Origin of the sequence: Pseudomonas sp. MF6776 (assembly GCF_016613125.1) — a bacterium.
Classification (GTDB): Bacteria; Pseudomonadota; Gammaproteobacteria; order Pseudomonadales; family Pseudomonadaceae; genus Aquipseudomonas; species Aquipseudomonas iridis.
On record NZ_JAENSQ010000005.1, the window covers coordinates 284032 to 296428 of the forward strand.

A 12397-nucleotide genomic window follows, 5' to 3' on the forward strand; every position below is an offset into this window, starting at 1 on the left:
TAAGCATCAGGGGTGTCGGCTGGACGGTTGTTCAGTCCCGACATAGCACTAGAGATCGCTGCCCTGATGGCGTTACAGCGAGGCGAAAAATAATTTCAGATTTCTTCCTTGAGCTTGAGCAGCGGCTCTTGAAAGCGCAGCAATCGCCCGGCATTGCCCAGCACCAGTAACGTGCTGAGGTTGTGCAGCAACGCGGCAATCATCGCCCCGGCGGCTCCGAGCCAGCCGAACGCGGCGAACACGACAATGGCCAGCGTCCAGCCCAACCCGATGATCACGTTGACCTGCAAGGTTCGCCGGCACTGACGACTGAGCCGCACACAAGTACCGAGCCGACGCAGATCGCTGCCGATCAACACGATATCGGCGGAGGCCAAGGCGATGTCTGCCCCGCCCGCCCCCATCGCCACACCGACCACGCCAGCCTTGAGCGCCAGCGAATCGTTGATGCCGTCGCCCACCACCATCGGCCGGAAACCGTCGTTGATTTCTTTCAGCACACGATTGAGTTTGTCCTCGGGCAACGCCTGGGCTTCGACTTCTTTCAGACCCACTTCGCGGGCCATCGTCTGGGCCACGCTTTGGCGATCGCCGGTCAGCAACAGTTGCCGCCCGAGGCCCAGCTCACGCAGCTCACTGAGGGCAAATCGGGCTTCCGGTTTGACACTGTCAGCCAACAGCAGCCAGGCGAGAAACTCACCGTTCAAGGCCAGGCCGGCAATCGGTCCATCGTGTTCAGGGATGGTCGTAGGAGTGATGCCCAGTTGTGCGAACAACTCCGGGCGGCCTAGCGCCGCTTCGCCTTGACCGGTCATGGCGACTACGCCGAGACCCTGCCGTTCGTGAATATCGGACAGAGGCAAACAGTCGTCCTGACTGACCAACCCCGCCAGCGCACGACTGACCGGATGACTGCTCGCCGCACCCAGACTGGCGGCGAGCGCCAACACCGTCGACTGATCCGCATGCGAGCTGTTGATCGACTGCAAGCGCAAGGTGCCGTAAGTCAGGGTGCCGGTCTTGTCGACGACCAGCGAGGTGAGATCGGCCAGCTCTTCGAGGAACGCCGAGCTGCGGATCAGAATCCCGTGCCGCGCCGCTACCGCCACACCCGCAATCGCCGTGGCTGGTGCGGACAGCACCAAGGCGCAGGGGCAAGCGGCGACCAACACCGCGAGCATCGCTTGCGCATCATTGGTTATGAACCAGGTGACGGCCGCCAACAGCAACACCAGCACCATGTAACTACCGGCATAGCGCTCAAGCAACCGGGTGATCGGCGGTTTCGAACGCTCGGCGTTTTGCATCAGCGCGATGACTTTGCCCAACGTCGACTCATCGCCGGTGCGGGTCACTTCGATGCGCAGCAGACCGTCGAGATTGATCGCGCCGCCAAACACCGTCATGCCGACGCTCGCTTCCACCGGCACGGATTCACCGGTAATCGACGCGGTGTCGAGGCTGGCCTGGCCGGACAAAACCCGACCGTCGGCCGGTACTCGATCACCCGCGCGGACCTCGACCATGTCTCCGGATTTGAGCGTGCCGTTGTCGACTTCAACGATCGAGCCGTCAGCCTGAATCTTGCGTGCATGACTGCGGGTCAATTGACCGAGTGCGTGAATCGCTTCCTGCGAGCCAATGACACTGCGCTCCTCCAACACGTGGCCGAAGATCATGATGATCGGCAGCAACGCGGCGGTCAGCAGATCGCCAGTCGCCCATGCCCCGAGCATCGCCAGGGCAATCAGTTGATCGGTGATGCCGTGCAGACTTGGATAACGCAGGCTGAACCACGCCGAACGCATCACTGGCACGGCGACTAATAAAGAAGCAACGCCCAACAGCAACTGACTGACACCGGTTTGTGCCGGCAGCAGCCAACGCCAGATCAGACCGAGGCCGAGCAGACCAAGCGCGAGCATGGCCAACGTCAGTTGGCGCGCGGCGCGACGTTGTTCGGCCGAAGACAACAGGCCCGGTGCAGCGGTGGTCGCGCTCATTGACTGGCTCCCTGAATGATCAGGCGGGAATCGTCTTTCGGATCGACCGTGGTCACTGATCCGGCCTGACCAAGAATTTTCGGTATGCGCTCGCGGTACAGACGCAGGAGCATTTGTGGGTCAGTGCCTTGCAATTGGGCCTTGGCCAGACTCGACACCGTAGCGGTGTCCGCAGACGCTTTGGCCAGGCGCTCACCCGCCTGAGCGTGAGCGACCTGCAGCGTGCGGTCGGCTTGTTCGTTGGCGTTCTGGGTGAGTTTCTCGGCATCAGTGCGGGCATTGGCCACGGCTTTGTCGGCTTGTTGGCTGGCGGTCAGAACCGCGTTGAACGCACTGACGGCGGGACCGGGGAGACTGGACTGCACATCAACCCGTGCCACCTCGATGCCGATGCCCTGCCCGCTGGTTTTCAGTTCAGCCAAGCGTTGGTTGATGCCTTGCACCAGATCACCGCGCAAGCGCTCGCGACGTTCGGCAGCCTGATTATCGGCGCCGATCAATTCCGGTCGGGCCACCAGAATAGTGTCGAGATCTCGCGCGGCGGTCAGTGCCACGGCGCTGCGAGTGACCAGCCGATCAAGCGCTGGCAGCACATGATCGCCCTGCAGCACGAAGTCATAGGGATCGGTCACTTTGTAAAACACTCGCACATCCAGTTGCACGACGCCGGCGTCACCGGTCAATAAATAACCAGATCCCGCCAGTGCATCACTGAGCGGCGTGGCAAACGTGGCCACACGATCAGCCTTCAATGCCTCATCGCTGCGCAGCAGATTTTCAACGCGACGCTCTATTACTCGATCTGCTGCCGGGAGTAGGACCACCTGCTCGAACGGCTGCGGCCAAGCCAACAGCAAACCGGCATTCTGGATGCGATCCAGCGCACCAAAGTGCAAAACCACGGCGCGATTCTGCGGATCAATCTGCCGGACATTCGAGAATGCCCAAGCCACCGCGGCCAGCAATGTCACCGCGTATAGGGCAAAAAATGCCAAACGCCCGGCCTGAATCCACGGACTGTTCAGCGAATATGTTCCACGTGGAACTTCTTCGCTCATGGTTGCGATCCGGCTTTGTTGTCGAGATTCGGCGGGCCGTCGACCAGCACGCGGAACGGCGCGGCATCGGTGCGCAGGATCAGCTTGGTGTCTGGCGTGACGATGGTGCCGAGGGTGTCCAGCGAACGCAGCAAGTTATACAGCTGCGGTGAACTGGCGTAGGCGCGGCCGTAGATCTGCGCGGCCTCAACCCGAGATTGCGCTTCAATATCCGCGGCTTTCACCGTGGCATCCGCTTGAACAATCCGCGCATCGCGCTCGGCGGCAGAACGGATTTGCGCAGCTTCACGTTTGCCGATGGCCGTGCGTTCGGTGGCAATTGTTTCACGCTCGGCGCGCATCCGATCGACCGTGGCGGTGAGTGTCACTGACGGTAAGGTCAACCGCTCGATACCCACCTGCACCACTCGCACGCCGTAAGTCGCGAGGAGTTGCTGTTCAATTTGCTGACGCAGCTGCGCCTCGAATTCGGCGATGTGCACCTGATTGGCGTCGGTGTTTACCAGGTTCGCCAGATCAAAACTGCTGGCGGTGGTTTCCAGAGCGGAGCCAACAAACGTGCGAATCTGCCGTGCTGCTTCGTCCGGCTGGTTCTGCACGGCGCGCATGAAGCGTTGCACATTGTCCGGATCGCCCTGCACCTGCCACGCAACATACGCCTGGACGATGATGCGCAAACCATCTCGGGTGCCGACATCCTGCAAACCGCTGGAGGTGGTACGCAAGCGCAGATCCACCGGGATCGCCGCTTCGAATGGCGCAGGCCAGCGCCAGCTTAAACCCGGATCGAGCAACACCCTCGACGGATTACCAAAACGGGTAATGACTGTGGCTTCGCCGGAGCGCACTTGCACCAGGCTCGCCGCAGCGATGGCGAACGCCACCAGCAACGCCGCCCAACCCATGCGTCGCCATGGAAAAGGCCCCGCCTCTTGCGGCGCGCCGTGGTGATGATGCCCATGATGATGGTGATGTCCGCCATGGCCGTGATCGTGGCCGCCGTGGTCATGATGATCGTGAGTGTGCGACTGGCTCAATGGGCGACTCCTGGTTGAGCGGTAGAACGTGCGGGCGTCGGATCAGCCGGCAGCGTGAACGTACGCAAATCGATAGTCGGCGCGTTACTGCTCCCGCCCAGTCGATGGTCAAGTACCAGCAATTTGGATTTGCTCAGGCCTTGGCTGAGCTGACTGAGGTATTGCTCAAGGACGAACGCCTGACCCGCGCTGGCGTAGGCTTTTTGTTCGGCACTGAATTTCAGATCCGCTGCCTGCGCGGCAGCGCTGATTTCACCAGCGTTGGCGCTGGCCCGATCGCGAGCAAGACTGGCCTGCAATTGCGCCTGATTACTCGCCTCAGCGGCGGCGCCACGTTCGCGGGAGATCAAGGCTTGCGCCCCGATCTGCGCCGCTTGCACGCTGTGATAAGCATTGGCAGCGCCAGCCGGCGGGTGAATGGCTTCGACGACCGTGGCGAGAATTTCCACGCCGCTGTCGAGCTGTTGCAGATCGCTTTGCACCGCACGGCCGATTTCTTCACCCAGCCCTGCCCTGTCCGCACCGAGCAAACCGTCGAGGGTGCGCGAGGCAAAATCGTGGACCAGAATCCGGCTGGCGGTGCTGCGGATCAGCGTCGGCACATCGGCGCTGTTGTAGGTAGCCGCCAGCGCTGCCTGATCGGTGAGACCGATGCGATAGACGAAACGCACATCCATGTTGACGATCTGAAAGCTCTGCTGCGCGCCACGGCGGCTGGCGATGACTTGAGACTTATCATTCACATGGCTGGCGTCCCACAAGCGGTTGGCCGTGGACGGCGCCGGGCCTTCAGCGGGAACAGGTTGGACCGGCACCGGATTCTCGCCAACGCTGGTCGCCAGTTCATGCACCACGCCGTTTTCAACGCCCAACACCCGGCCCAGCGGCCACGGCAGTCCTGCGTGCAAACCTGGGCCGAACACCTGCACCGGTTTGCCGAAACGTTCGTAAATGCCTCGACCCTGCAAGGGGATTTCATGCAGACCGGTCAGCAACCAGCCGACTGCCACAACCAACGCCAACACCGGCAAAAACGCCCGACGCATGTAGCTGAACGCCCAGATCTGGCGTAGATCGATGCCAAAGCGATTGTGTAATTCGTGCTGCAGCGCCAGCAATGGCTGGGGCGGCCAGCGCAGCATGTCAGCGACAAAACTGCGCGCGAGCAACGTCGGTTCAAGCTGTTCGCGTTGAGGGCTGAACACCGACAGAACGGCGCGCAATAGCAGCTCGATCGCAACCAGACCCGGCAAGATCCCGACCAGTACCGCCAGACGAACCGGCCAAACGGAGGTTTCTGTGGCGAACAACAAACACAGAACGCCCAACACCAGACTGATAATCGCCACGCGAATCAGTTGTGCAAGCGAACTCGCTTCGGGCCATTGCGCGGGGTTTTCCTGAGCCAGTTGCCGCTCCAGCACCAACAAGCCGAACGCCAATAACAACGCCAGCGCGGCGCCGACTGTGGCCGAGACACCGACAGCCGAGGGCGGCAATGTCAGGTTCCATACCTGCTCGATGCTGAGCGCAATCAGCAACGCCCAACCGCCCAGCCATAATGTCGGTGCGCCGATCAGTCCAAGCAAATGTACGCTGCGCCGGCTCAAGCGATCGAGCAGGCGTTCATACCAGCCCTGCGCCGCGGGCTGCTCATCAACAGTCAATGACACGGCTGCCAGTGGACTCATCACTCGTGCACGCCACTGTGTCACCCACCAGGCCGATTGCAGCGCGGCAACCACTATCAGCAATGCCGCGCTCTGGTTGATCAGAAGCGGCAGCCACAACGACTGCGGCGCAAACAACCCGACAAAAAACGCCAGCACCCACCCTGCCCCGGCCAGCCCACCGAAGCCGATCGCCAAACGGCGTAACCTTCGGCCCTGCGTGGCCGCCTGCTGAAAGCGCGGGAGTCCGGTCACTTGCGTGCCTTCAACCTCCAGATCGACTTGCATATCACCCCAAAGCCATCGGCTCACTGCTCATATCGTTACGATATAACGAAAACCGTGAAATATTTGTGCACAAATTGCGCTTATATAAAGCCGCTTGACCTGTCGCCTGCCTGAAGCCTTGACCGAAATGTCTGCAAACGCACATATTACGTTCGTAATTTTGTGCGATGACTACTTTTAACGATCTGCATCCATCCATCAGGAGCAAGCGCATGAGCAACTATGACGTGGTGATTCTGGGCGGCGGCCCCGGTGGCTATAACGCGGCAATCCGCGCCGGTCAGTTGGGCCTCAAGGCTGCCTGTGTCGAAGGCCGGGCAACCCTCGGTGGCACCTGCCTGAACGTCGGTTGCATGCCCTCGAAAGCCTTGCTGCATGCTTCGGAACTGTACGAGGCAGCCATGGGCGCGGAGTTCGCCAACCTCGGAATCGAGGTCAAACCGACCCTGAATCTCGCGCAGATGATGAAGCAGAAAGACGAGAGCGTGACCGGCCTGACCAAGGGCATCGAGTTCCTGTTTCGCAAGAACAAGGTCGACTGGATCAAGGGCTGGGGCCACATCGACGGCCCGGGCAGGGTCACCGTGACCGACGATCAGGGCAGCAAGACCGAACTGACCGCCAAGGACATCATCATCGCCACCGGTTCCGAGCCCACTCCCCTGCCCGGTGTCGAGATCGACAATCAGCGCATCCTCGACTCCACCGGCGCGTTGTCGCTGAACGAAGTGCCCAAACATCTGGTAGTGATTGGTGCTGGCGTGATCGGCCTCGAACTCGGATCGGTGTGGCGGCGACTCGGCGCGCAGGTCACTGTGGTCGAATTCCTCGACCGCATCTGCCCCGGTGTCGATGGCGAGGCCGGCAAAACCCTGCAACGCTCGCTGAGCAAGCAAGGCATTGCCTTCAAATTGAGTTCGAAAGTGACCAGCGCCACCACCTCGGCCAGCGGCGTGCAGCTCAGCGTCGAGCCTGCGGCGGGCGGCAGCGCCGAATTGCTGGAGGCCGATTACGTGCTGGTTGCCATCGGCCGCCGCCCATACACCCAAGGCCTGGGCCTGGAAAACGTCGGGTTGAGCACCGACAAGCGCGGCATGCTCGCCAACCAGCAGCATCGCACCGAAGCCGCCGGGGTCTGGGTGATCGGCGACGTGACGTCCGGGCCGATGCTCGCGCACAAGGCTGAAGACGAAGCCATGGCCTGCGTCGAGCAGATCCACGGCAAAGCGGGCGAGGTCAATTACGATTTGATCCCCAACGTGATCTACACCAAGCCGGAGCTGGCCAGCGTTGGCAAGACCGAAGAGCAGCTCAAGGCCGAGGGACGCGCCTACAAGGTCGGCAAGTTTCCGTTCACCGCCAACAGTCGGGCGAAGATCAATCACGAGACCGAAGGGTTTGCCAAAGTCCTCGCCGATGAGCGCACGGACGAAGTGCTTGGCGTGCATCTGGTCGGGCCGAACGTGAGTGAGATGATTGGCGAGTTTTGTGTGGCGATGGAGTTCAGCGCTTCGGCCGAGGACATTGCCCTGACGTGCCATCCGCATCCGACGCGCTCCGAGGCATTGCGCCAGGCGGCGATGAATGTCGAGGGGATGGCGACGCAGATGTAGGTGTCGTCTGGACTACCGCTTTCGCGAGCAGGCTCGCTCCCACAGGGTTCTGGGGTGTTCACATAATTCGTGTTCGACGGAAATCCTCTGTGGGAGCGAGCCTGCTCGCGATCGGGTCAACTCGGTCTAGGAAGGCAGATGCCCCAACGGCAACGCTCCCGGGGTCTTCACCGTATGAATCGCAAAGTTGCTGCGGATATCACTTACCCCCGGCAGTTTGAGCAGGTAACCGCTGAGAAAACGGTCGTACGCACGAAGGTCTGGCACCACCACTTGCAGCAAGAAATCCGACTCCCCCGATACCAGAAACGCTGAAATCACCTCCGGCAATGCAGTGACCGCTTTGTAAAAGGCTTCAGCCTGTTCATCGTTGTGCCGCTCGACCTTGACCCCGACAAACACCGTCAATCCCAGCCCCACTTCATCGCGATCCAGATTGGCCTGGTACCCACGAATCACCCCGGCCTCCTCCAGCATTCGCACGCGCCGCAAGCACGGCGACGCCGACAGGCCGATCTCGTCCGCCAGCTCGACATTGCTCAGGCGTCCGTCCCGCTGCAGTGCGGCGAGAATCTTGCGATCAAAAGCGTCGAGTTTCATGGTTGGCAGATCCTGATTGTTTCAGCAGAAAAAAGAAGCAGGTTATGCCAATCACGATGGATTTTGAAGCGGACTACGCAAGCACCTGCCCCGCCCTTCGGCCCTAGACTGACCTCACCAAATCGACAACGAAAGGGGTGTGGCATGGCGAGTCTCTGGCTGTTTTTCCTGGCATTGGCTGTGGTTTTTCTTTTGCCTGGGCCGGACATGATCCTGTTGCTGCAAACCGGCGCCCGTCAGGGTCGCGGTGCGGCGCTGGCCACCGCCATCGGCCTTGGGATTGCCAGGGGTTGTCATGTCGCGTTGGCGGCGCTGGGGCTGGCGGCGTTGTTCAAGGCTGCGCCGTGGACGTTCGAAGTGGTACGGCTGGCCGGGGCGGCGTATCTGCTGTGGATCGGCATTCAATGCCTGCGCAGCACGCTGGTGCCGAACCTGAATGGCGGGGATGTTGCCCAGACTCAGGGCCAATGGCGTGAAGCGGTCCGGCGCGGCTTGCTGACCAATTTGCTCAATCCCAAGGCGCTGCTGTTCTGCTCGGTGCTATTGCCACAATTCATCGTCGCCGACGGTGCGCCCGTGCTGACCCAGTTCGCCATGCTCGGCATGCTGCTGGTCGGCGTCGGCTTGCTGTTCGACAGCGCCTACGCCTTGACCGGCGCGGCGCTGGGCCGTTGGCTGCAACACAGTCCAACGGCCCAACGGGTTCAACAATGGCTGTTCGGCAGCCTGTTGATCGGCTTTGCGCTGCGCCTGACGTTCATCCAGCAGGCTTAGCTTTTACGTGCCTTGCGCCGGCGGCTGAACACCAGCAACGACGTGCCAATCACCAGCAGGATCGCAGCGATCTGTACCGGCCATTTGTACGGCCGCAGGTTTGTGCGAACAGCATCGGTGACTTGAGTGACGTAGCGCTTGTCAGCGTTTGCGAAGTCCGGTTTCTCACACTGACGGCCGAAATTCTCCGCCCAGGACACGTACGGACCTTCCTTGACGTAGCGCTGATACAGCGCCTTTTGCTCTTCCATGCTGCTATTGAAACCGGCGGCCTTGCACAGTACGGCGGCAAACGCCTGACTGGTGTGCGGTAGGTTGTCGGCAGCACGATTGGCCAACTCGGTCGCGACGGAGCGGTAGTGAAAACGCTGCTTCGTCAGCGCTTCGCTGGCCGTCTGGCGCTGCACTTCGTCTTCGCTGACCAGCGGCCCTACTTGCAACTCTTTGTTGCCGATGTAGTAGAAGCCGCCAAACGAGACATAGTCCGGGGCCATTTCATAACCGAGAATCTGGAAGCCGGTTTCACGAGCTGCCACAGCGGCATTGAACAGCGCCGTGGCACGTTTCGTCGGCCACCATGCATTGTCTGCCGCCAGACGCTGTTCGCCGTAGTGCTTCGCTTGGTCTTTCATACTGCTGCTATCGAAATAGTCGACCGCCTCAGCGTAATGCCCTTCGCGCAGCAAACGTCGAGCGAGTAGATAGCGCAGGTTCTCGGCCATTTGCAGTTGTTCGTCGCGCTCTTGCCCCTCCTGCTCTGCCGGAGCAGGGACATTGTCATCGACATACTGCTTGAGCTCCTCGACCGTCAGTACGCGCTCAGCGACTGTCGCTGCATCGAACCAGTAGATGCTGTTACTGCGATACAACTGCACAAAGGCTTGCAAATATTCACCGCGTTGCAACGCCAGAATCGCACTTTCACCCTCGACCCGGCATTTTGGTTTGACCGTTTCAAACGCCGAATTCGTTGTGAGCTGATAACCCCAATCTTCGCTCTGCGGGAAGGCCTGCGCGGCTTTGGCGTAAGCCGCGGCGGCGGCATTTTTATCACCCTCGCGCACCGCCAGTTTCGCCCGCAACCACCAGGCAAGTCCGCCATCGCCGGCGTTTTCGAGAAAGGCCTTGGCACTGGCGTAATCGCCTTGTTGATAATTCATCGCCGCCAGTCGATCGGCGTTTTCAAGGCTGCCGCGAGTGCTGTTCTGCAACAGTTTGGTGAGTTTTTTCTCATTCGGCGGCGCCTCGCCATACGACCAGCTCACACGGCTGATCAAAGACGCCGTGACCAGTTGCTGTACCGTTTTGCTTTCCAGCAGTTTCGCCAGATCAGCCTCGGGCATCTCGGCCAGCGCGCTCATCAGTTGCTTCAACGATGTGTAACCGACGGCCGAACCGTGCAGGTTTTGCGCCTCATAGAGTTCGATGGCGCCGCCCCAGTCGCCGACGGTGCGCAATACCCTAGCCTCTTCACCGAGACTCGCTACGCCCAGTTCCAGTGGATCACTGAAGCCATCGATACTCATTTGGCGAGTCTGGCGGAAGGCATCGCGCGATTGCTCCAGCGCCTCGATGGCGTCGGTCTCGCGGCTCACGGCAAACCAGGTGCGCCCCAAGGAATAGGCGGCCCAAGTGCTGCGCAACGGACGCTGGGCGGCCGGCAGCGCCAGCAGCTTATTGAAATACTCGACCGCCAGTTGATGTTCGCCCGTGGCAAACGCTACCGCGCCCGCCACATACAGACGGATTTCAGCCGGCAGACTGGCGCCCTGCTCTTCAACCTGACGCGCATCGGTCAGGCCACGCAGTAGCATGACCAGCGCTGCCTGCTCGTTGCTCAAACCGACTTGTTCGGCTTGCTCACGCACTTTGGCCGATGCTTCTTCCTCGCCGTACATATCATCGGGATCGTGCGTGGCAGCGGTTACGTTCTTCAGCCCGGCGATGCTCTTGCCGAGACGACTGATCTCGAATTTGAAGTTGCCCGCAGGCAGATCGGCCAGGGTCTGTCCGCGATCGTCGAGTAGACGATTGGGGAAGTCCGGGCCGCAGGCCAGCGCCGAACCCAGCGGCAGGCTGAGGCTCAGGCAGAGCAGATGGCGGGGCCAGTTACGGGTCAACATGCGAACCTCCTTGATCAATATTTGCGCAACGCGCCCAACCAATGGCGCGCTGCCCGTTCGCTGGCAATCGGCCGTCGCGAAGGCGGGTGAAGGTAAGCAGATCCGGGCTTTGTTGCAACGAGTAACCGGCGAGCGCGTCAGCGCCTTCGCAATCCCGGGCCTTCAGGGTGATCTGTGCGGGCCAGGCGCTGTCGAGGTTGCCGGTATTGTTGAGCTTGATGTCGTAGAGGCCGCTCTGCTCGCTGAACGTCACGTCGAGTTGGCTGTGCAGCGTATCGCCCCGCGCTACGGCGCGCAGCGTGGTCAAACTCCAGGCGCGACGGTCGTTGACCAGCGGCAGGCGAAACCAGATCAGCCCGGTCAGATGTTTTGGCGGATCGTCACGCAGCGTTTTACCCAGTCGGTTCAGTTGCAGCGGATCGGCCAGCAATTCTCGGCGCTCTCCGCCACGTTCAAGCTGTACCTCGCTTTCCACAACCGGTGCGCCGCCGACATCCGGCAACAGCGCCACGCCATAGGCCGGTAGCGCCAGGTAGAACGGTTTGTCGGTGAGCCGCGCCCAAGCCTTGGCCCACTTCAACGCTTGATCAGGGTCAAACAAGCCTCGCCGCGGATCGCTGACCGCATGCACTTGCAGCACGCTGCTGTCGACCGTGGCCAGCAGCGCGGGCAGCTGCGAACTGTCGAGCCACGCCGGCAGCGCGGTGATGCTCAGCGGCAACGTCGGCGGCAACGCGGAGCGCAGACGAGTGAGGAATTGTGCGTAGGCCGGCAGCCGCGCATTGCCAGCGTCGTGGTCGATCTCCACGCCGCTCAGGGTCAGACCTTGCGCCTGCCAATCTGCAACGACCTGAAGAATCTGCGCCGTGACCTGTTGCTGATCCAGCGCCTGGAGTTGGCCGTCGAGGCGGATCACCGCGATCAACGGACGACCATCGTTTTTCAGCAGCGGCGCATCGATGCGCGCCCGGCTCCATCCTTCATGGGGGAAGGCCTGCAACGCCAACACGCGCAGGGTGGAAAAATCACTTCGGCTGTCGCGCAACGCCGCCTCATGGGCTGGCGTCCATTGGCGTTGCCAGACGTAGAGTTGCTGGTCGAGTGGCGGTGCGGTCTGCTGATCGCACCCCACAAGTAACAGCAACGTGATCAGAATCGAATAACCAAACCGCATGAAGTCGCTAATCCCTGCCGACGAAAAATGCAGGGTACACAACATCCTGTAGGAGCT

General features: G+C 61.1%; 9 protein-coding genes. 2 read left to right on the top strand and 7 right to left on the bottom strand.

Going from position 1 to position 12397, the window contains the following annotated elements; genetic code table 11:
- Nucleotides 1–95: 95 nt before the first annotated feature.
- From JJD74_RS08345 to hflK (JJD74_RS08360), 4 genes are read right to left on the bottom strand one after another with little or no spacing between them, the layout of a single operon-like run.
- Nucleotides 96–2003, bottom strand: coding sequence for a heavy metal translocating P-type ATPase (locus JJD74_RS08345; RefSeq protein ID WP_047304298.1), 1908 nt, complete (start codon nucleotides 2001–2003; stop codon nucleotides 96–98).
- A complete protein-coding gene (gene hflK, locus JJD74_RS08350) occupies nucleotides 2000–3061 on the bottom strand; it encodes a protease modulator HflK (protein ID WP_200612868.1) in 1062 nt (353 codons plus the stop codon). Before hflK (JJD74_RS08350) ends, JJD74_RS08345 begins: the two co-directional genes overlap by 4 nt.
- The gene (gene hflC, locus JJD74_RS08355; RefSeq protein WP_200612871.1) at nucleotides 3058–4098 is read right to left on the bottom strand and encodes a protease modulator HflC; all 1041 of its coding nucleotides are present in this window, start codon (nucleotides 4096–4098) and stop codon (nucleotides 3058–3060) included. Before hflC ends, hflK (JJD74_RS08350) begins: the two co-directional genes overlap by 4 nt.
- Nucleotides 4095–6056, bottom strand: coding sequence for a protease modulator HflK (gene hflK, locus JJD74_RS08360; RefSeq protein WP_200612949.1), 1962 nt, complete (start codon nucleotides 6054–6056; stop codon nucleotides 4095–4097). The genes hflC and hflK (JJD74_RS08360) overlap by 4 nt, the downstream gene beginning before the upstream one ends.
- A 212-nt stretch (nucleotides 6057–6268) precedes the next feature.
- Between hflK (JJD74_RS08360) and lpdA the strand changes: the two genes are divergently transcribed.
- Nucleotides 6269–7669: a dihydrolipoyl dehydrogenase gene (lpdA, locus tag JJD74_RS08365; protein WP_200612873.1), complete on the top strand. Its 1401-nt coding sequence runs from the start codon at nucleotides 6269–6271 to the stop codon at nucleotides 7667–7669.
- 126 nt (nucleotides 7670–7795) lie between these two features.
- Here the strand turns inward: lpdA and JJD74_RS08370 are convergent, their stop codons facing one another.
- The gene (locus tag JJD74_RS08370) at nucleotides 7796–8269 is read right to left on the bottom strand and encodes an Lrp/AsnC family transcriptional regulator (protein ID WP_042561872.1); all 474 of its coding nucleotides are present in this window, start codon (nucleotides 8267–8269) and stop codon (nucleotides 7796–7798) included.
- A 144-nt stretch (nucleotides 8270–8413) separates the two neighbouring features.
- Between JJD74_RS08370 and JJD74_RS08375 the strand changes: the two genes are divergently transcribed.
- On the top strand, nucleotides 8414–9043 hold the full coding sequence (locus JJD74_RS08375) for a LysE family translocator (protein ID WP_047304308.1): 630 nt from the start codon (nucleotides 8414–8416) through the stop codon (nucleotides 9041–9043).
- On the opposite strand, the gene JJD74_RS08380 is transcribed toward JJD74_RS08375, so the two are convergent.
- Entirely contained in the window at nucleotides 9040–11166 is a 2127-nt protein-coding gene (locus JJD74_RS08380) for a hypothetical protein (RefSeq protein ID WP_200612876.1), read from the bottom strand. The two genes, JJD74_RS08375 and JJD74_RS08380, sit on opposite strands and share 4 nt — an antisense overlap.
- Entirely contained in the window at nucleotides 11153–12340 is a 1188-nt protein-coding gene (locus JJD74_RS08385; protein ID WP_200612880.1) for a DUF3142 domain-containing protein, read from the bottom strand. Before JJD74_RS08385 ends, JJD74_RS08380 begins: the two co-directional genes overlap by 14 nt.
- Nucleotides 12341–12397: the final 57 nt, after the last annotated feature.